Genomic DNA, 20,143 nt, shown 5'->3' with positions numbered 1-20,143 from the left:
TTGTTCTACATGCCACAACCAGGTGCCGTCCAATGGAGATTGCGGGAGTGTCGGAAAAATCCGAAGCCTGCCCTGCTCGTCATTGGCGGTCTTGGGAACAAACCACCGGACCGGAGACCGAATGTGGTTCGGCTTCCAGCCACGTTCATTCTCTCACACGCGGGGTAAATCACGTGGGAAGGTGCCGGGGGCTTTCTGTTTCCTGGGCGTTCCGCCCAGCCGCCGGCGTTACAATCAGGCTCAGGAGCACCGGACGAAAAGGACGCCATACCAATGCCCAGCATCTCCCCCGCCAGCGGCACGCCAGCCCAGGAGCGGACCACCACCCCGGACAGCGCCCAGGCTGCAAATACGCCGATGATGGCCCGGAACCGGCCCTTCGGCTGGCTCCTGGTGATTGCCGGGGCTATCGGCTGGCTCGCTTCCGGAACCCTGGTCCTGGAAAAGCTCGCAGTTCTCCAGGACCCGAACCACACCACAGTGTGCGATGTGAACCCGTTCATCTCCTGCGGCGAAGTGATGAAGACCTGGCAGAGTTCACTCTTTGGCTTCCCCAACATGTTCATTGGGATCGTGGCGTTCGCCATCATCATCACCGTGGGCATGGCCCTGCTCTCCGGCGCAACCTTTGCCCGCTGGTACTGGATAGGGCTGCAGGCCGGCGTCACGCTCGGCTTCATCTTCGTGGTGTGGCTGTGGTCCCAGGCCCTGTATGACATCCACGTCCTGTGCCCGTTCTGCATGATCGTCTGGGCCGCGATGATCCCGCTGTTTGTCTGGACAACCATCCGCAACATCTCGGCCGGTGTCATTCCCGTGCCGTCGGGCGCCGCCCGCGTCGTGGCCGATTCCGGCTGGATCATCGTGGCGCTGATCTACGTGGGCGTCATTGCCAGCATCTTCTTCGCCTTCATCCAGGTGTTCGCCGGCACCTCAGGGTTCTAGCCGCCCAAACCACTCGAAGTAACAGGTAAGGCCAATGTTCGCGAAGAACATTGGCCTTACCTGTTGGTCCGCGCCGCCAGGGCGGCGCGGGGGCGGGTACTAGAACCAGATTTTGATCTCGCGCTCAGCGGAGTCGGTGGAGTCTGACCCGTGAACCAGGTTCTGCTGCACCTTCAGTCCCCAGTCGCGGCCGAAGTCGCCACGGATGGTGCCCGGAGCCGCGGTGGTGGGGTCGGTGGTGCCTGCCAGTGAACGGAAGCCTTCGATGACGCGGTGGCCTTCGAAGATCGCGGCAACCACGGGCCCGCTGAGCATGAACTCCACCAGCGGCTCGTAGAACGGCTTGCCCACGTGCTCTTCGTAGTGCTGTTCCAGGAGCTCGCGGGTGGCGTTCACCTTTTTGAGTTCGGCCAGGGCGTAGCCTTTGGCTTCGATCCGGGCCAGGATGGCGCCGGTGAGGTTACGGGCGACGCCGTCGGGCTTGATCAGGACGAGGGTGCGCTCAGTGGTCACAACTGCTCCAATGCGTTGGTGGGGTTTCGGGTCAAGTCTACGGGGACTGCTCTACTGGGCCTGACCGGATCCGGCGGCCTGGTCCGGGTTGGCTGCTTCCCACGCGGCCTGTTCACGTTCGCGTTGCCCGGCCTCGCGGTCCAGCCTGATTCCCGTGCGGATCCCGTACCACCAGCAGATGGCAAACAGTGCGCCCACCAGGAACATGGCAGGTTCGAAGATGCCGGTGAGGATCAGCACCACCTGCAGCACCCAGCCCAGTCCGATGCCCCAGGGCTTGCGGAGGACCGCGCAGGCCAGCACCATGACCACGCTCAGGGCAATCCCGACACCCAGGATAAGCGCCGGTGGAAACTCGCCGCGGCGCAGGCCGAACACTGCCAGGGTGGCAAAGAACATGACGAACGCCTCCAGCAGGAGCACCGTCGAGGCGAACATGACCTTGGTGGAGCGCCGCTTCTTGGGCATGCCCGGGCGCCATTCGCGCTGGGCCTTGGTCAGCCTGGCCATGGGCTACGCCTCCGTCTTTCCGAGCAGTATGCGGGCCTCGGCCACGAGGGTGATGGAGCCGGTGACCAGCACGCCGCCGGAGAGGTCGTCGTTGGCTTCGGCCCGTTCCACCGCCCACTCCAGGGCGTCGTCGAGCTTTTCTTCGACATGGACGTTGTCCTCGCCAAAGCCGAGGTCAATGGCCAGCTCGGCCAGTTCGGCCGCCGGCACGGCGCGGGGTGAATTGGACTGCGTGAAGCAGTATTCCTCCGCCACGTCGCCCAGGGATTCCTTGAGTTCACGGAGGATTTCCTCCGCGTCCTTCTCCTTAAGCACGCCCACCACGGGGACCAGCCGGGAGAAGGTAAATGCCTCCTTCAGAGCCGCGGCCGACGCCTTGATGCCGTCCGGGTTGTGGGCTGCGTCCACGATGATGGTGGGCGCAGACCGCACCACTTCCAGCCTGCCGGGCGAGGTTGCGGCGGCGAAGCCTTCCTGCAGGACGTCGAAGGGCAGTTCCTTTTCGCCGCCGAAGAACGCTTCCAGGGCTGCCACGGCCACGGCTGCGTTCTGCGCCTGGTGGGCGCCATGGAGCGGTACCAGCAGGTCCGGGTAGCGCCCGGCGATGCCCTGGATGGTGACCATCTGGCCGCCCACGGCAACGGTGCGGGATTCGACGCCGAACTCCACGCCCTCGAAGCGGAACGGCACGCCAAGTTCCTTGGCTTTTTCCAGCAGGACCTGCGCGGCGTCCAGCGGCTGCGCGGCACTGACAAGGAAGCCGCCCGGCTTGATGATGCCGGCTTTTTCGTGCGCGATGTCCTCGGTTGTGTCCCCCAGCAGGTCCGTGTGGTCCAGCGAGATCGGGGTGATCACCGATACCTGTCCGTCGCCCACGTTGGTGGCGTCGGTGATGCCGCCCAGGCCCACTTCGATGATGGCCACGTTGACGGGCTGGTCGGCGAAAACGGCGAAGCCCAGGATGGTGAGGCATTCGAAGTAAGTCAGGCGGGGCTGCCCGTCCGCCTCCAGCTCGGCATCCACGATCTGCAGGTAGGGACGGATCTCGTCCCAGATCCGAACAAACGTTTCGTCGGAGACCGGGTGCCCGTCAATGCTGATCCGTTCCGTGACCTTGGACAGGTGCGGGCTGGTGTAGCGCCCCGTGCTCAGGCCCTGGGCCCGCAGCACGGACTCGATCATGCGGGACGTGGACGTCTTGCCGTTGGTTCCGGTTACGTGGATGATCGGGAACGCCTTGTTGGGCTCGCCGAGCACGTCCATGGCGCGGAACAGCGGGGCGAGCCGGGGCTCCATCTTGTTTTCCGGCGCACGCCCCAGCAGTTCGGCGTAGACGCTTTCCACCGAAAATTCGTCAGTCATGCCTTAGGCCTCCACTTTTTCAACGACGACGGCGGGCTCGGGCACATCTGCCGGTTCGGCCGTCAGGTCCACCGTCAGCGTTTCCCCCTTGACCAGTTCCGCATTCGCCTGCAGGGCGTCCACGACGTTCTGCGCGGCAGTAACGGTGGTCCGGATGCGGTCGCTGACGTTGAGCCCGGCGTCCTTGCGGGCCTGCTGGATGGCGCGGACCATGTCGCGGGCCAGGCCTTCGGCTTCCAGCTCCGGTGTGACCTCGGTGTTCAGGACGACGAAGCCGCCGCCCGGGAGAACTGCCACAGCAGAAGACGCAGAGGCGGCAGCACCGCCGTCGGACTCTGCAACCACCGTCTCGAGGGTGTATTCCTGCGGCTCCAGTTGCAGGCCCCCTGCGGTGACGACGCCCGAGTCATCGACAGACCAGTCCCCGGACTTTGAGCCCTTGATGGCAAGCTGGACGTTCTTGCCAAGGCGCGGCCCTGCGGCGCGGGCGTTCACCACCAGCTTCTGCTGGATGCCGAACTCCTCCGGGGAGGCAGTCGCGGCGTCGAGGAGGCGGACGGAGCGGATGTTCAGTTCGTCCGCGACGACGGCGGCAAAGCCTTCCAGCGCGTCCGCACCGGGTGCCACCACGGTGAGTTCCTGCAGCGGCAGGCGGACACGCAGGTTGGCGGCTTTGCGGAGCGAGGATCCGGTGGAGCAGATCTGCTGCACCTTGTCCATGGCGTCAACGAGGCCCGGGTTGGCCGGGAAGAGGTCCGCGTCCGGCCAGTCGGCCAGGTGCACGGAACGGCCGCCGGTCAGGCCGCGCCAGATTTCCTCAGTGACCAGGGGCAGCAGGGACGCTGAAGCACGGGATACGGTCTCCAGCGCGGTGTACAGGGCGTCGAAAGCATCCTGCTCCTCGTCGAAGAACCGCTGGCGGCTGCGGCGGACGTACCAGTTGGTGAGCATGTCCAGGTAGCTGCGCAGCGCGTCGCAGGCGCCGGAGATGTCGTAATCGTCCAGCCGGTCCGTCATGGTGCGGACCAGGTCGCCGGTGTTGGCCAGCAGGTACTGGTCCATCGTGTCGGCGTATCCGTCGTAGCGGAGCTTGGCCTCGTAGCCCCTGGCTGTACCGTCAACTACGTTGGCTGCGTTGGTGTAGAGCGTGAAGAAGCTGTACACGTTCCACAGCGGCAGGATGACCTGGCGGACGCCGTCGCGGATGCCCTGCTCGGTGACGATCAGGTTGCCGCCGCGCAGGATCGGGCTGGACATCAGGAACCAGCGCATGGCGTCGGAACCGTCACGGTCCAGCACTTCGGACACGTCCGGGTAGTTCCGGAGGCTCTTGGACATCTTCTGCCCGTCGGAGCCCAGCACGATGCCGTGGCTGATGACGTTCCGGAATGCCGGCCGGTCGAACAGCGCGGTGGACAGGATGTGCAGCATGTAGAACCAGCCGCGCGTCTGGCCGATGTACTCCACGATGAAGTCCGCGGGGTTGTGGGTGTCGAACCAGGCTTCGTTCTCGAACGGGTAGTGGACCTGGCCGTACGGCATGGAGCCGGAATCGAACCAGACGTCCAGGACGTCCTCGACGCGCCGCATCACGGACTGCCCCTCTTCCGGAGAGCGGGGATCGTCCGGGTTGGGCCGGGTCAGTTCGTCGATGAACGGGCGGTGCAGGTCCACCTGGCCGTCCTTGTTCAGGGGCAGGCGGCCGAAGTCCGCTTCGATCTCCGCGAGGGAGCCGTAGACGTCGGTGCGCGGGTACTCGGGGTCGCTGGACTGCCACACGGGGATGGGGCTGCCCCAGTACCGGTTGCGGCTGATGGACCAGTCGCGGGCATTCGCCAGCCATTTGCCGAACTGCCCGTCCTTGACGTTCCCCGGGATCCAGTTGATCTCCTGGTTCAGTTCGGACATGCGGTCCTTGAACTTGGTGACCTCCACGTACCACGAGGACACCGCACGGTAGATCAGCGGGTTGCGGCAGCGCCAGCAGTGCGGGTAGCTGTGCTCGTAGCTGGCCTGGCGGACCAGCCGGCCTTGGGCGCGGAGCACCTGGGTGATGGGCTTGTTCGCCTCGAAGACCTGCAGGCCGGCGATGTCGTGGAGGTCGCCGTGCTTGAACAGCGGCAGGAACTTGGCGCCTTCGTCGACGGAGAGCACCACCGGGATGCCCGCCTCTTCACAGACCTTCTGGTCGTCCTCACCGTAGGCGGGGGCCTGGTGGACGATGCCGGTGCCGTCCGTGGTGGTCACGTAGTCAGCCACGAGGAAGCGCCAGGCGTTCTCCATGCCGTATTTTTCGTCGTCGCTGAAGTCGTCCCAGAGGCGCTGGTACTGCAGGCCCTCAAGTTCGGTACCGGTGTGGGTGGACACCACTGCCGCTTCCGCATCTTCGAAACCGTCGTAGCCGAGGTCCTTGGCGTAGGCGGCGATGAGGTCGGCAGCAAGGAGGAAGGTGCCGGCCACAGGAGCATCGGCGGATGCGGCCTTGACGCCGTTGGGCCCGGCGGGCAGCACCGCGTACGTGATGGAAGGCCCGACGGCGAGCGCGGCGTTGGTGGGAAGCGTCCAGGGCGTGGTGGTCCAGGCGAGGGCCTGTACGCCTGCGAGCTGCCGGGAGAGTTCCGAATCACCCGCGAGGATGGGGAACGTGACTGTGACGGTCTGGTCCTGGCGGTTCTTGTAGACGTCGTCATCCATGCGCAGCTCATGGTTGGACAGCGGTGTCTCGTCCTTCCAGCAGTAGGGCAGGACGCGGTAGCCGTTATAGGTGAGGCCCTTCTCGTGCAGCTGCTTGAAGGCCCAGAGGACGGACTCCATGTACTCGACGTTGAGCGTCTTGTAGTCGTTGTCGAAGTCCACCCAGCGCGCCTGGCGGGTGACGTACGCGCGCCATTCGTCGGCGTACTTCATCACTGAAGCGCGGCAGGCGTCATTGAATTTGTCGATGCCCATGGCTTCGATCTGGGTTTTGTCGGTCATGCCCAGCTGCTTCATGGCTTCCAGCTCTGCCGGGAGGCCATGGGTGTCCCAGCCGAAGCGCCGCTCAACGCGCTTGCCGCGCTGGGTCTGGAACCGGCCCACCAGGTCCTTGGCGTAGCCGGTCAGCAAGTGGCCGTAGTGCGGGAGTCCGTTGGCGAAGGGCGGACCGTCGTAGAACACAAACTCGTTGCTGCCGGGCTCGCCGCCGGGCAGGTCGGCGCTGCGCTGGTCGATGCTGGCCTGGAAGGTACCGTCCCGGTCCCAGTACTTCAGGATGCGCTCTTCGATCTCCGGAAACTTCACGGAGGCGGATACGCCTGCGCGGCCGTCGGACGGGCCGCCGCTGGTGGAGGCTGAGGCCTTGGGATAATACGTCATTCTCGACATCCTGGGTTGAGCTGGGCGAACCGGCAGTTGCCGGACACTTTCCGGGATGCGAGGACGGCTTGCCGTGCGGTCCAAGGACTGCACGCTTACCGCGGTACCACCTCACTTACCGGTGCAGCGTGTTCCACAGGAACGGTACTGCCCCGGCCTCTCATTACTGCTGTAACGGGCTTACCCGTCCGGTTCTACTGGCACGCCCCGCGGACGGCAGGTGGTGCGTTCTTCCGGAAGCTCACCGGTGATTGCCGGGTCATAGCCTTTGACGAGTCTACTATCGGGTCCCCCTGCATTTCCATTCCCCGGGTCCGGCCCGTGGCGGCGCACCGGTCAGCCGCGGGGTCGGGCGGCTGAAGTGCCTAGACTCACTCCCATGACTGCTTCCGGCCGGCGGGTCCGCTCGCGCCTCCCCACCGTGTGCACGTGGTTGTCGCTCCTGGCCGCATTGCCGGTATTGGTGATGTCCGTTTTCCGGGCTGTCGGCGCGGAGTGGCCGGTCCTGGTGGTCCAGTTGCTGGCCTTCACGCCGTGGCTGGCGGTCCCTGCGGGCGTGGCCCTGGTCCTGTCATTCTTCGGAGGCCGGAGGTGGCTGCAACTGGTGACGGCAGCACTCCTGGCGTGCCAGCTTTTCTGGCTCTTTCCCCTGGACGTTGCCCGCCCCTCCCCCGCCGCTGCCGCAGCGCCGGCGGCGTCGCCTGCGGAGCAGCAGCCGCCGGCCACGGTGGAGCTGAACGTGATGAGCATCAATTCACAGTTTGGCCGGGCTGACGCCGCCACCATTGTCCGGCTGGTGCGGGAGAAGAAGGTGGCGCTCCTCGCCATCCAGGAACACTCACAGGCCCTGCAGGAACGCCTGGCCGCTGAAGGCCTCGATGCGCTGCTGCCCCACCGGATCAGCCAGCCCACGGACGACGGCGCAGGCAGCGCCGTGTACTCCAGCCGTCCGCTGGAGCCGGTGGGTGTGCTGCCGGATACCCCGTTCCTGATGCCGACGGTCAGGCTCACGGCCACCGGAAGCGCGGCTGGTGCCAGTGCCGTTCTTGAACTGACCAACGTCCACACCCTGCCGCCGGTGGACACCCGGGTGGGGCAATGGCGGAGCGACCTCAGGGCCTTGTCCCGGTTGGCGGATCGGCCCGGCCACAGGCTGTTGATGGGTGATTTCAACGCCACCTACGACCATGCGGAGTTCCGGAGCCTCCTCCGGGCCGGGGAGGAGGGCCTGGTGGACGTGGCTGCTGCCTCCGGTTCCAGGCTCCTGCCTACGTGGCCCATGGATGGCACGCGCCTGCCCGGCATCGCCATCGACCACATGGTGACAAGTCACAGGGTGGGAAGCAGTGGCTACCAGGTCCACGGGGTTCCGGGTACCGACCACGCGGCCATCCTCGCAACGGTCGCGGTTCCGGCCGCCTGAAAATTCGACCGCAATCCCGGGGAGCGCCGCCGACCTTCCGGCGGGCTCAGCCTTTGCGGATCAGCTTGTGGTTGGCGGCCTGGGCCACCGGCCGGATGACTATTTCGTCCAAATTGACGTGGTGCGGGACGCTGACGGCGTACCGGACGACGTCGGCCACGTCCGCCGCGGTCAGCGGCTTCTCCACGCCTTCGTAGACCTTGCCCGCAGCCTGTTCGCTGCCCAGGCGGTTGAGCGCGAATTCCTCGGTTTGCACCAGGCCCGGCGCCACTTCGATCACCCGGATGTTGTTTTCCACTTCCTCCAGCCGAAGCGCGTTGGTGAGGGCGTGCTGGGCAAACTTTGCCGCATTGTAGCCGCCACCGCCTTCGTAGGCTGCAATCGCGGCAGTGGAGGTCAGGTTCAGCACCGTTCCCTCGCCGTTGGCGCGGAGCATCGGCAGGAACGCACGCGTCAGTTTCATGGTGCCCAGCACGTTGACGCGGTACATCCACTCCCAGTCCGCAGTGCTGGCTTCCGCCACCCGGTCCGCTCCGCGGGCGCCGCCGGCAATGTTGATGAGCGTATCGATGCCCCCGGCAGCGGTGACCTTTTCCACAAGCCGGGACACGTCGTCGTCCTCGGCAATGTCAGCAGGAACAGCGACGGCGCCGGTCTCCGCTGCCAGTGACGCGAGGCGGTCTTCGCGGCGGGCTACGGCGAACACCGTCCAGCCTTCCGCGCGCAGTGTGCGCACCGTCGCCTCACCAATACCGGTGCTTGCACCGGTCACCAGGGCTGCCTTGCTGTGCTGCAAATCGTCAGTCATGGCACCACCCTAACGGGAGGTTCCGGCATCAGGCGGACCACGCGTTACACAGCGTCAAGCGGGCGCCCCCTCGGGCCGGATCTACGGCAGGATGCTGCCCGCGCCACAAGCGTTTCTCCGGGATTGAACGGAACATGAAAGAATTGCCAAATGGCTGAAGACATACAGGGTACAGACACGCCCACCACCGCCCCCATCAACGTTCCTGACAAGCCGGCACTGGAAGGCCTCGAGGCCACCCTGACCCGGCGCTGGCTGGATGAAGGAACCTACAGGTTCAACCCGGACACCACCCGGGAGCAGGTCTACTCGATCGACACTCCCCCGCCGACGGCGTCGGGCTCGCTGCACGTGGGCCACATGTTCTCCTTCACGCAGACCGACGTCCAGGCGCGGTACATGCGGATGACGGGCAAGAACGTCTTCTACCCCATGGGCTGGGACGACAACGGCCTGCCCACCGAACGACGGGTGCAAAACTACTACGGTGTGCGCTGCGATCCCGCCATCCCGTACAACGCCGACTACCGGCCGCCGGCACAACCTGCCAAGAACCAGCGCGACTTCGACGTCGTGTCGCGCCAGAACTTCATCGAACTGTGCGAGGAACTCGCCGTCGAGGACGAGAAGGTCTTCGAAAACCTGTTCCAGACCCTCGGCCTGTCCGTCGACTGGAACCTGACCTACCGCACCATCGACGACACCTCCCGCGCCGTATCCCAGCGCGCGTTCCTGGCCAACCTGGCCGCCGGTGACGCCTACATGGCGGAGGCACCCACCCTGTGGGACGTCACGTTCCGCACCGCCGTTGCCCAGGCCGAACTGGAGGACCGCGAGGTTCCCGGCGCCTACTACCGCTACCCCTTCTTCACCGAAGCCGGGGACAAGATCTTCATCGAGACCACCCGCCCGGAGCTCCTGGCCGCGTGTGCCGCGCTGGTGGCAAATCCCGACGACGAGCGGTACCAGCCGCTGTTCGGCAAGACCGTGCGGTCTCCCCTCTTCGACGTAGAGCTTGAGGTTAAGGCCCACCCGCTGGCCAAGGCCGACAAGGGCTCAGGCATCGCCATGGTGTGTACCTTTGGCGACCTCACCGACGTCACCTGGTGGCGTGAACTCCAGCTGCCCACCCGGGCCATCATGGGCCGCGACGGCCGCATCATCGCCGAAACACCGGACTGGATCACCACGGAGGCCGGCAAAGAGGCCTATGCTGCGATCGCCGGCAAGACGGCGTTCTCTGCGAAGGAAGCAGTGGTTGAACTGCTCGGCGCTGCCGGCCTGCTGGACGGCGAACCGAAGAAGATCACCCATCCGGTGAACTTCTTCGAAAAAGGTGACAAGCCGCTCGAGGTTGTGACCTCACGCCAGTGGTATATCCGCAACGGCGGCCGCGATGAAGAGCGCCGCGAACGCCTGATCGCCAGGGGCCAGGAGATCAACTTCCACCCGGCCTTCATGCGCTCCCGCTACGAAAACTGGATTGCCGGCCTGAACGGTGACTGGCTGGTATCCCGGCAGCGTTTCTTCGGCGTACCCATCCCCGTCTGGTACCCGCTGGACGCCCAGGGCAACCCGGACTACGACAACCCCGTCCTTCCCTCCGATGACATGCTGCCGGTGGACCCCGCGGCGGATGCAGCCCCGGGGTTCGACGAATCCCTTCGCGACCAGCCCAACGGCTTCACCGGCGACGCGGACGTCCTGGACACCTGGGCCACGTCCTCGCTGACCCCGCAGATCGTTGGCGGCTGGAGCCGGGACGAGACCCTGTTCGACAAGGTCTTCCCCTTCGACCTCCGCCCGCAGGGCCACGACATCATCCGCACTTGGCTGTTCTCCTCCGCGGTCCGTGCCGATGCACTGCAGAAAACCGCACCATGGAAGCACGCGGCCATCTCCGGCTGGATCCTGGACCCGGACCGCAAGAAGATGTCCAAATCCAAGGGCAACGTGGTGGTACCCACGGATGTCCTCAACGAGTACGGCTCGGACGCCGTCCGCTACTGGGCGGCCTCGGCCCGCCTGGGCGCCGACACCGCCTACGAGATCGCCCAGATGAAGATCGGCCGCCGCCTGGCCATCAAACTCCTGAACGCCTCCAAGTTCGTGCTGAACCTCGGTGCCACGGAAAACTCTGTGGTGTCCGGCGATCTCTCGGTGCTGACCAACAAGCTGGACCGTGCCCTGCTGGCCCAGCTGTCCGACGTCGTTGCCCAGGCCACGAAGGCGTTCGATAACTACGACTACGCCCGGGCCCTGCAGCTGACCGAGACGTTCTTCTGGCAGTTCACGGACGATTACGTGGAGCTCATCAAGGACCGTGCCTACGGTGCGGCCGGCGAAGCGGAACAGGCATCGGTGCTGGCGGCCCTGGCCACCACGCTGGATACGCTGCTGCGCCTCTTCGCGCCGTTCCTGCCGTTCGCCACCGAGGAAGTCTGGGGCTGGTGGCGCAGGGGCTCGGTACACCGCGCCGCGTGGCCGGCCGGCGTCGAGGTGGATGGCGACACCACCATGCTGGCCACTGTCGGTAATGCGCTCAGTGGTGTCCGCAAGGCTAAGTCCGAGGCAAAGGTGAAGCAGCGGACAGAGGTCCTCTCCGCGACCATCAGCGCTTCGGAGGCTTTCACCACCCAACTGGAGGCCGGCCTGTCCGATCTCAAGGCGGCCTCCAACGCCCGGGAGATCACCCTGGTGGTGGGCGAAGGGGAACTGACCGTGAGCGACGTGACCCTGGCTGCCCCTGAGGAGACAGCGGCCGTCTAGTCCGGCCCACGCCCTGTTTCAGGGCAAAGGGGAAGCCCCATCAGCGTTTTGCCGTTGGTGGGGCTTCGACTTTTCGGCCATCTCGTGACGAACTTGATGGTCTGGCAGGATCCGGGGATTTCCAGGTCTTCCTACCTCGTCACTGGTAGCTCGTATCCGGCTCCGCCAAAGGCTGCGTCGAATACATTTCACTGGATCTTTGGTTCCTGCGTCCGCCTTCTTTCGAAGTTGGTAAGAACTATTTTGATCCTGCGCGCAGGCAAGCACAAGGGCCCCGGAAGAACTACATGGCAGTAGTTCTTCCGGGGCCCTTTGAGGACTTCTGCGGCGGCGGCCGCGTACCGGCTCAGCCGAATTCGGGGCGTTCGGTTCGGCTGCGCTTCAGCTCGAAGAAGTGCGGGTAGGAGGCAATCGCAGTGGTGGCGTCCCACAGCTTGCCGGCCACGTCACCGCGCGGGATTCGGGTGAGGACAGGTCCGAAGAATGCCGTGCCGTTGAAGGCGACAACCGGGGTGCCGACGTCCTGGCCCACGAGGGAGATGCCTTCTTCGTGGCTGGCCCGGAGCTTGGCATCGTAGGCGTCAGAATCAGCAGCCTCTGCCAGGGTGGCGGGAAGCCCGCACTCGGCCAGGGCCTTCGTGATGACGACGGTACGGTCCTTTTCGCCGCCCTCGTGGATCAGGGTGCCCATGGCATCGTAGAGAGCCTTGACGGTGGCGTCGCCGTGTTCCTGCTGGGCGGCGATGATCACGCGCACCATGCCCCACGCGTTGTCCATGGACTTGCGGTACTCGGGGTCGAGGTCGCGTCCTTCGTTGAGGACTGCCAGGCTCATCACGTGCCAGACGGTTTCGATGTCGCGGACGGCTTCCACCTCGCCGATCCAGCGTGAGGTGATCCAGGCGAACGGGCACAGCGGATCAAACCAGAAGTCGGCCCGGTTCTTGGCGGTTTCAGTCATGGCTAATCCTTCAGGTAGGGGTGGCTGCGCAGGCGGCAGGAACCGCTGACGGGGGTGTTGCGGGCAACGCGCCTCAGGCGGACTTCCGCCGCTTGGTCACGTGCGGGATCATGGTGGGCTCGGCGCCGCGGAGGACGACATCCTCGGTGATGACTACGCTGGCCACGTCTTCACGGCTGGGAAGATCGAACATCACCGGCAACAGGACTTCCTCAAGGATGGCGCGCAGTCCGCGGGCTCCCGTGCCGCGCTCCAGGGCTTGGTCGGCGATCGCGTCCAGGGCGCCGTCGTCGAAGACCAGCTCCACGCCGTCAATCTGGAACATCTTCTGGTACTGCTTGACCAGTGCGTTCTTGGGCGTGGACAGGATCTGGATCAGGGCGTCACGGTCCAGGTTGGAAACCGTGGTGATGACCGGGAGGCGGCCAATGAACTCGGGGATCAGGCCGAACTTAAGCAGGTCCTCCGGCATCACTTCGCCGTAGGAATCCACCTTCTTGCTCGCGTCGTTCAGGGGTGCACCGAAGCCGATACCCTTGCGGCCGGACCGGGACCCGATGATCTCTTCGAGTCCGGCGAAGGCACCTGCGACGATGAACAGGACGTTCGTGGTGTCTATCTGGATGAATTCCTGGTGCGGGTGCTTGCGTCCGCCCTGCGGCGGCACCGAGGCAACAGTGCCTTCGAGGATTTTCAGGAGCGCCTGCTGCACGCCTTCACCGGAAACATCGCGGGTTATCGACGGATTTTCGCTCTTCCGCGAGATCTTGTCGATCTCGTCGATGTAGATGATGCCCTGCTCGGCCTTCTTGACGTCGTAGTCCGCGGCCTGGATGAGCTTCAGGAGGATGTTTTCGACGTCTTCGCCGACATACCCGGCCTCGGTAAGTGCGGTGGCGTCGGCGACGGCGAACGGCACGTTGAGGCGGCGGGCGAGCGTCTGGGCGAGGTAGGTTTTTCCGCAGCCCGTGGGGCCAATCAGCAGGATGTTTGACTTGGCGATCTCGACGTCGTCGTGGTGGCCGCTGTCGCCGAGGTTTCCGGACTTCGGCGCGTGGCCCGCCTGGATGCGTTTGTAGTGGTTGTAAACCGCGACGGCGAGGGACCGTTTGGCCGGTTCCTGGCCAATGACGTATTCCTGCAGGAAGTCGAAGATCTCCCGTGGCTTGGGCAGTTCAAAGCTGCCAAGGTCTGCGACTTCGGCGAGTTCCTCTTCGATGATTTCGTTGCACAGTTCGATGCACTCATCACAGATGTAGACACCGGGCCCGGCAATGAGCTTCCGCACCTGCTTCTGGCTCTTTCCGCAGAAAGAGCACTTCAGCAGATCCGTGCTCTCGCCAATCCGAGCCATATGTGAACCCCTTAGTATCCTGCTGCCGCGCAGCTTGCACCGTTGCTGGAATCTTCCCCGGACCGTGCGGGCCGGTTTGTGACAACTTCCACTCTAGGTCACATTGGCTCCCAAGGGTGGAAGGAAAAGGCCGGCGGGGCCAAAATGAACTGGCCCCGCCGGCGTTTTGGGTACTGCTACCTCGTAATTGCCTGAGGTTTGATCTTGCGTGAATCCAGGACCTGGTCGATCAGGCCGTAGGACTGTGCCTCTGCAGCGGTCAGGATCTTGTCGCGCTCGATGTCGTTGTTGACCTGCTCGGACGTCCGGCCGGAGTGGTGGGCGAGGGTGTCCTCGAGCCAGGACCGCATGCGCATCACTTCGGCTGCCTGGATCTCCAGGTCCGATGCCTGTCCGCCCTGGCCGCCGGACAGCGCGGGCTGGTGGATCAGGACGCGGGCGTTGGGCAGTGCCAGGCGCTTGCCCGGGGTACCTGCAGCGAGCAGGACGGCTGCGGCGCTGGCGGCCTGGCCCAGGCACACCGTCTGGATCTCCGGGCGGATGTACTGCATGGTGTCGTAGATGGCAGTCATTGCCGTGAACGAGCCGCCGGGAGAGTTGATGTAGAGGGTGATGTCGCGGTCCGGGTCAGTGGACTCGAGCACCAGCAGCTGGGCCATGATGTCATCGGCCGAGGCGTCATCCACCTGCACGCCGAGGAAGATGATGCGGTCCTCGAAGAGCTTGGTGTACGGGTCCTGGCGCTTGAAGCCGTAAGGTGTGCGTTCCTCGAACTGCGGCAGGACGTAGCGGCTGGACGGAAGATTACCGGCAGACCACCCGAAGTTGTAGTTCATAGTTATTGCTCCTGATCGAAAGGGTTCTGGTAGCCGGGAATTAGTTCTCGGAGGACGACTGGCCGGAGCCGTTGGAGGTTCCGCCGCCGCCGGAGACGGAGCCCGCGTGCGCGGCGATCTTGTCGAAGAAGCCGTACTCGAGCGCTTCGGCAGCCGTGAACCACTTGTCGCGGTCGTTGTCCTTGAGGATGGTCTCGACGGTCTGGCCGGTCTGGTCGGCGGTCAGCTCTGCCATGACCTTCTTCATGTGCAGGATGAGCTCAGCCTGGATCTTGATGTCCGACGCAGTGCCGCCGATGCCGCCCGAGGGCTGGTGCATCAGGACGCGGGCGTTGGGGGTCGCGTAGCGCTTGCCCTTGGTGCCGGAGGAGAGCAGGAACTGCCCCATGGAAGCGGCAAGGCCGGTGGCCACGGTGACGACGTCGTTGGGGATGAACTGCATGGTGTCGTAGATGGCCATGCCGGCCGTCACGGATCCGCCGGGAGAGTTGATGTAAAGGTAGATGTCCTTCTCGGGGTTCTCGGCGGAGAGGAGCAGCAGCTGCGAGCAGATGGCGTTGGCGTTGTCGTCACGCACCTCCGACCCGAGCCAGATGATGCGCTCCTTCAGGAGTCGGTTGTAAATGTAGTTGTCCTGGGCTGCGGGATCGACGGTCGCCATCCGGGGGGCCTCTTGGTGCTGTGACATGTTTACTTACCTCTCGCTGGTGACGGTGACATCACTGAAAATCACTACTTGGACACTAACCGGTTTCACCGACATTTTGTTCGCGCCCCAGCGGCTGTTCGCTGACGGCGCACGATGCCGGCGCCCGGCGCCCTGCCGCGGCGTTTCAACGCGAACGGCCCCCGGATCAGTTGATCCGGGGGCCGTTCGTCTATGCCTGTGTGGAGGCTATGCCTTGGCTTCAGCCTTCTCGTCCTCGGCAGGAACCTCAGTGGCTTCGCCCTCTGCGGCGTCAGCCCCAGTGACCTCGGCGTCGGCAGCCGGAGCTTCCTCTTCGCCGCCGGGGCGGACGAAGTCGCTCAGGTCAACGGTGTTTCCTTCGGAGTCGGTGACCGTGGCCTGGCCCAGCACCACTGCCAGTGCCTTGCGGCGGCGGACCTCGGAAACCATCATGGGGACCTGGCCGCTCTGATCGATGATCTGGGCGAACTGGTTGGGGTCCATGCCGTACTGGCTGGCCGTGGTGACGATGTAGTCGATCAGTTCATTCTGGCTGACGTCGACTTCTTCCTTCTCGGCGATGGCGTCGAGGATGATCTCGTTCTGGAAAGCGCGGGCGGTGTTCGCGCGCACTTCCTCGCGGTGCTCCTCGGTGTCGTGCTCGCCTTCGCCGTGGCCGTTGCCTTCCTTGAAGTGGGCCTCGAGCTGCTCTTCGACAACGCTGTCCGGCACGGGAACCTCGACCAGCTCAACGAGCTTGTCCAGGACCTTGTCGCGGGCCTCGACGCCCTGCTCCACAACCTTGGACTCAGCTGCCTGCTTGGCCAGGTCTTCGCGCAGTTCGGCGAGGGTGTCGAACTCGGAAGCCAGCTGGGCGAAGTCGTCGTTGGCCTCAGGCAGCTCGCGCTCCTTGACGGCCTTGACGGCAACCTTCACCTGTGCAGCTTCGCCGGCGTGGTCGCCGCCGACAAGGGTGGTGTCGAAGATCGCGTCTTCGTCGACGCTGAGCCCGGTGACGGCCTCGTCCATGCCCTCAAGCATGGTGCCGGCGCCCACCTGGTAGGACAGGCCCGCAGCGGAGTCAACCTCTTCGCCGTCGATCGTGGCGGTGATGTCGATGGTGAGGAAGTCACCGTCGGCGGCCGGACGGTCAACTGACTTCAGCGTGCCGAAGCGGCCGCGGAGTTCGTCCAGGGCCTTGTCAACGTCTTCGTCGGAGGACTCGGCGGCGGCAACCTCAACCTTGATGCCGGCGTAGTCGGGCAGTTCGATCTCGGGACGGACGTCAACCTCGGCAGCGAACTTCAGGCCGCCGTCGGTGGCGGAGGGGTCCGGAACCTCGGTGATCTCAACCTCGGGACGGCTCAGGGGGCGGATGCCGGATTCCTGCACGGCAGCCTGGTACCAGCCGTTGAGGCCGTCGTTAATGGCGGTTTCGAGGACATAGCCGCGGCCGACGCGCTGGTCGATGAGCTTTGCGGGGACCTTGCCCTTACGGAACCCAGGGACCTGGATCTGCGAAGCAACGGTCTTGTAAGCCGAGTCGATGCTGGGCTTCAGTTCCTCAAAGGGAACCTCAACGTTGAGCTTGACCCGCGTGGGGGTGAGGTTCTCGACAGCGCTCTTCACGGTCTAAGTACTCCTGGGATTGTGGGATGGGTCTCTGCGAAACGCAATGTTCCTGCCCGATCCGAATGGCCGGGCCGCAGAGTCGGGGTGACAGGATTTGAACCTGCGACTTCCTGCTCCCAAAGCAGGCGCTCTAGCCAAGCTGAGCTACACCCCGTAAGTGCACAGGCAAGTCTACGGTGATACGCGTCGCGAATGCACATTTGACACGTGGGCCATGGATTAGGTTTAGTTGTATCCGGCTTGAACAGCCATCCCGAAGATTCCGCGAAAACGGAGCTTCCTTCGGGGACGTAGCTTAATGGTAAAGCCTCAGTCTTCCAAACTGATTACGCGGGTTCGATTCCCGTCGTCCCCTCCAACCAGCAAAGGCCCCTCCTCGGAGGGGCCTTTGTGCTTTAAGCGTGTTCCTGCGGTTGCTGGCAGAACGGGCACCAGTACAGGTTGCGGCCGGCGAGTTCGGCGATCAGCACCAGGGTGCGGCAGACCCGGCATGGCAGCCCCTGCCGTTTGTAGACGTAGTGGGCGTCCTCGCCGCGCGGAAAGCTGCCGCTCTTGGCCGGAACGTCCTGCCCGGCACGGACAGCTTTTGCCGCCGTGGTGCCGTTGACCGCCCAGTACCGCGGGGGTGTGGTGATGATCCTGCCGTCCGCCACGCCGTCGGTCATGACGTTGACGACGTCGCGCCACAGGTTCCGGGCGTCCGGTTCCGTCACGTCCGTCCCCGGCATCCAGGGGTCCAGCCGGCGGCGGAACAGGACCTCGGCACGATAGACGTTGCCCACGCCGGCGATGATCTTCTGGTCCATCAGCAGTGCCGCGACGGGAGTCTTGCGGGTGCGGAGGTTCCTGGCGAAGCGGCCGGCGTCACCGCGCAGGTTCCGGAGCGGGTCCGGCCCTAGGCGTGCCAGCACGGCTTCGGCTTCCGCGGCAGTGATGGCTTCGCACGTCGTGGCACCGCGCAGGTCAGCCCAGCCATGACCGCTGGCCAGCCGGACCCTGACGGCGCCTACGGGGGCGGGCGGCCCCGCGTAGGAGGCGTCGGCGTCGCTGCCGGCAGGCGACTCCTGCTCCCCGACCCGGCGGGGCGCTCCGATGCTGGAAGATCCGGTGAACGTCCGGTCACCGCCAAAGCTCCACGCGCCGTACAGGCCAAGGTGTACGTGCAGCACCAGGGCGTTGTCGAAGTGCAGGAACAGGTGCTTGCCGTGTGCTTCGGCGGCTACCAGGGTGTGGCCGTCCAGCAGGGCCGCTCCCCCGCTGAACCTGCCTTGCGGGCTGGAGACGGAGAGGCGTTCTCCCGTGAAGACGTCCCCGAACTGGCGGGCCAGCCGGCGGACAGAGTGGCCTTCGGGCACTATTCGATGACCTCGCCGGTGGTTTCGTAGGCCGCGATCTTGCCGATCCGGCGGACGTGGCGTTCGTCGTTGCTGAACGGCTCGGCCAGGAACGCCTCGATCAGACCGGTGGCTTCCTCTACGGAGTGCTGGCGGCCGCCGACGGCCACCACGTTGGCGTCGTTGTGCTCACGGGCCAGGGTGGCGGTGGAGAGGTTCCACGCCAGTGCTGCCCGGACGCCCTTGACCTTGTTGGCCGCGATCTGCTCGCCATTGCCCGAGCCGCCCAGCACAATGCCCAGGGCGTGAACGCCCGCCTCCTGGTCGGCCACGACAGCGAGGGCTGCGTTGATGCAGAAGGACGGGTAGTCGTCCTGGGCGTCGTAGGCCTTGGGACCGTGGTCCACCACGTCGTAGCCCTTGGCGGTGAGGTGGGAGACCAGGTGGGCGCTGAGCTCCATTCCTGCATGGTCGGTGGCGATGTGGACCCGCGGGAAGGAAGGGGATGAGGTCACGTTCAGGTTCCGTTCGGTTTGGCGGCGCTGGCGGCCGGCGGGGTGGGCGCCGGCCCGGGAAACAACACGGACAAGGATACTAGGAGCCCGGGACTTGGCCGCCGGATGACGGGCTTCCGCCTTTCCGGGCCCTGGCGGCCACCCGGGTGAGTACGTCGGCAAGGCGCGCGGCGGATGCCTGGCTGCCCCCGCTGACGGCCAGGCGCCGGCCGTCGGTTTTGCTGACGACGACGGCGGGGCCGCTGCCTACGAGCATGGCGTCGGTGCCGCCGTGGTGCCGGTAGCCCCACCCGCCGTAGTCTGCCGCCTTCAGGTCTGCTGCGCTGGCGGCGGTGATGGATCCGGCTGGAACATCCATGACCGGCAGGACGCCCGCCAGGAGGACTTTCAACCCGTACCTGTCGGCCTTCACCCGGGCGAAGAGGAAGCCCGCACCCACCACCGCGAGGAGCACCAGGAGGCCACCAAGCCAAGGCACCGCGATGGCGATGAGCGCGGCGGGGAACAGTGAGGCGATGCCGATCATGACGAAGACCGAGCTGCGCGCGTGCACCCACAACCTGACGGTATCCGCGGCCAGGTCGGGGTCGGCTTCACGGGTCAGGGCGCGCTGCAGCGCCCGGTCGTCATCCACGGACCAGTGCTGGTCTGCCTTGTAGACGAAAGCGAGCGTGACACCCAGCGACACGGCAGCTCCGCTCCCCAGCGCCAGGACTGTCAGGTCGACGTGGGAGTTGCGCGCATCGGTGACGCCGGCCTGGCCCACCAGGCCGGCGGCGAGCACGGTGGTCACGAAGAGGCTCAGGAACAGCCCGACGCCCATCATGATCCGGCGCATCACAACCGGCCTGCCCAGCGGCAGTGCCTGCGAGAGGACCAGCCAGCCCGCGGCGAGGATCAGCGCTGCTCCGCCGCCTGCATAGGCGCCGAACGGGGCGAAGGCGGCGCCGCCGTCGTCCGTCCACTGGATGGCGAGCGGCTCCGGAAGGTCACGCCGCAGCAGCGACGCGCAGAAGACGAACGCACCGGCCAGGACCACGGGGAAGCCGACGGCGAAACGCAGCGCCTTCCGGTCCACCCTGTCCAGAATCTTTCCCATGGGATTAACGCTACCCCCGCTGGCTGGCCCCCCGGAGGGGCCGGAGCGAAAGGTGCGGCGG

The 20,143-nt window shown here is 65.3% G+C and carries 16 protein-coding genes and 2 tRNA genes; 4 read left to right on the top strand and 14 right to left on the bottom strand.

Translation table 11 applies throughout. The features are described from left to right. Window positions 1–273: 273 nt before the first annotated feature. Entirely contained in the window at window positions 274–945 is a 672-nt protein-coding gene (locus OVA06_RS07455; protein WP_056079730.1) for a vitamin K epoxide reductase family protein, read from the top strand. A 99-nt stretch (window positions 946–1,044) separates the two neighbouring features. Here OVA06_RS07455 and ndk read toward each other — a convergent pair whose 3' ends face one another. The 4 genes from ndk to ileS are packed head-to-tail and all read right to left on the bottom strand — an operon-like array spanning window position 1,045 to window position 6,684. Further along, the gene (gene ndk / locus OVA06_RS07450; protein WP_056079733.1) at window positions 1,045–1,458 is read right to left on the bottom strand and encodes a nucleoside-diphosphate kinase; all 414 of its coding nucleotides are present in this window, start codon (window positions 1,456–1,458) and stop codon (window positions 1,045–1,047) included. Between the two features lie 51 nt (window positions 1,459–1,509). Continuing rightward, a complete protein-coding gene (locus OVA06_RS07445; RefSeq protein ID WP_056079736.1) occupies window positions 1,510–1,968 on the bottom strand; it encodes a DUF4233 domain-containing protein in 459 nt (152 codons plus the stop codon). Between the two features lie 3 nt (window positions 1,969–1,971). Beyond that, complete coding sequence (locus OVA06_RS07440; RefSeq protein WP_056079738.1) at window positions 1,972–3,330, bottom strand: bifunctional folylpolyglutamate synthase/dihydrofolate synthase; 1,359 nt, start codon at window positions 3,328–3,330, stop codon at window positions 1,972–1,974. Window positions 3,331–3,333: 3 nt separating this feature from the next. Next, on the bottom strand, window positions 3,334–6,684 hold the full coding sequence (gene ileS, locus OVA06_RS07435; RefSeq protein WP_268157343.1) for an isoleucine--tRNA ligase: 3,351 nt from the start codon (window positions 6,682–6,684) through the stop codon (window positions 3,334–3,336). A gap of 379 nt (window positions 6,685–7,063) precedes the next feature. On the opposite strand from ileS, the gene OVA06_RS07430 reads away from it, so the two are divergent. Next, window positions 7,064–8,107, top strand: a complete 1,044-nt coding sequence (locus OVA06_RS07430; protein WP_268157341.1) for an endonuclease/exonuclease/phosphatase family protein — start codon at window positions 7,064–7,066, stop codon at window positions 8,105–8,107. 46 nt (window positions 8,108–8,153) lie between these two features. On the opposite strand, the gene OVA06_RS07425 is transcribed toward OVA06_RS07430, so the two are convergent. After that, window positions 8,154–8,915, bottom strand: a complete 762-nt coding sequence (locus OVA06_RS07425) for an SDR family oxidoreductase (protein WP_056079748.1) — start codon at window positions 8,913–8,915, stop codon at window positions 8,154–8,156. Window positions 8,916–9,065: 150 nt separating this feature from the next. Here OVA06_RS07425 and valS point away from each other — a divergent pair, with 150 nt between their 5' ends. After that, on the top strand, window positions 9,066–11,684 hold the full coding sequence (valS, locus tag OVA06_RS07420; RefSeq protein ID WP_268157339.1) for a valine--tRNA ligase: 2,619 nt from the start codon (window positions 9,066–9,068) through the stop codon (window positions 11,682–11,684). Between the two features lie 346 nt (window positions 11,685–12,030). Here valS and OVA06_RS07415 read toward each other — a convergent pair whose 3' ends face one another. From OVA06_RS07415 to OVA06_RS07390, 6 genes are all read right to left on the bottom strand, one after another. Then, entirely contained in the window at window positions 12,031–12,645 is a 615-nt protein-coding gene (locus OVA06_RS07415) for a mycothiol-dependent nitroreductase Rv2466c family protein (protein ID WP_268157337.1), read from the bottom strand. Window positions 12,646–12,718: 73 nt separating this feature from the next. Continuing rightward, a complete protein-coding gene (gene clpX, locus OVA06_RS07410; RefSeq protein ID WP_268157335.1) occupies window positions 12,719–13,999 on the bottom strand; it encodes an ATP-dependent Clp protease ATP-binding subunit ClpX in 1,281 nt (426 codons plus the stop codon). Between the two features lie 176 nt (window positions 14,000–14,175). After that, entirely contained in the window at window positions 14,176–14,835 is a 660-nt protein-coding gene (locus OVA06_RS07405) for an ATP-dependent Clp protease proteolytic subunit (RefSeq protein WP_015937343.1), read from the bottom strand. A 40-nt stretch (window positions 14,836–14,875) separates the two neighbouring features. Next, window positions 14,876–15,496: an ATP-dependent Clp protease proteolytic subunit gene (locus OVA06_RS07400; RefSeq protein ID WP_015937344.1), complete on the bottom strand. Its 621-nt coding sequence runs from the start codon at window positions 15,494–15,496 to the stop codon at window positions 14,876–14,878. 234 nt (window positions 15,497–15,730) lie between these two features. Beyond that, complete coding sequence (gene tig, locus OVA06_RS07395; RefSeq protein WP_268157333.1) at window positions 15,731–17,131, bottom strand: trigger factor; 1,401 nt, start codon at window positions 17,129–17,131, stop codon at window positions 15,731–15,733. 82 nt (window positions 17,132–17,213) lie between these two features. Continuing rightward, window positions 17,214–17,288: transfer RNA gene (locus OVA06_RS07390), tRNA-Pro, on the bottom strand. A 130-nt stretch (window positions 17,289–17,418) separates the two neighbouring features. On the opposite strand from OVA06_RS07390, the gene OVA06_RS07385 reads away from it, so the two are divergent. Continuing rightward, window positions 17,419–17,492: transfer RNA gene (locus tag OVA06_RS07385), tRNA-Gly, on the top strand. A gap of 37 nt (window positions 17,493–17,529) precedes the next feature. Here OVA06_RS07385 and OVA06_RS07380 read toward each other — a convergent pair. From OVA06_RS07380 to OVA06_RS07370, 3 genes are all read right to left on the bottom strand, one after another. Further along, window positions 17,530–18,489: an Fpg/Nei family DNA glycosylase gene (locus tag OVA06_RS07380; RefSeq protein ID WP_268157330.1), complete on the bottom strand. Its 960-nt coding sequence runs from the start codon at window positions 18,487–18,489 to the stop codon at window positions 17,530–17,532. Then, on the bottom strand, window positions 18,489–18,983 hold the full coding sequence (locus tag OVA06_RS07375) for a ribose-5-phosphate isomerase (protein ID WP_056079767.1): 495 nt from the start codon (window positions 18,981–18,983) through the stop codon (window positions 18,489–18,491). The genes OVA06_RS07380 and OVA06_RS07375 overlap by 1 nt, the downstream gene beginning before the upstream one ends. Window positions 18,984–19,062: 79 nt before the next feature. Then, window positions 19,063–20,082, bottom strand: coding sequence for a hypothetical protein (locus OVA06_RS07370; RefSeq protein ID WP_261619099.1), 1,020 nt, complete (start codon window positions 20,080–20,082; stop codon window positions 19,063–19,065). Window positions 20,083–20,143: the final 61 nt, after the last annotated feature.

The organism is Pseudarthrobacter sp. SL88, assembly GCF_026672455.1.
Taxonomy (GTDB): domain Bacteria; phylum Actinomycetota; class Actinomycetes; order Actinomycetales; family Micrococcaceae; genus Arthrobacter.
Note: the sequence above shows the minus strand (reverse complement) of the source record. Positions and strands in the feature narration are given on the sequence as shown.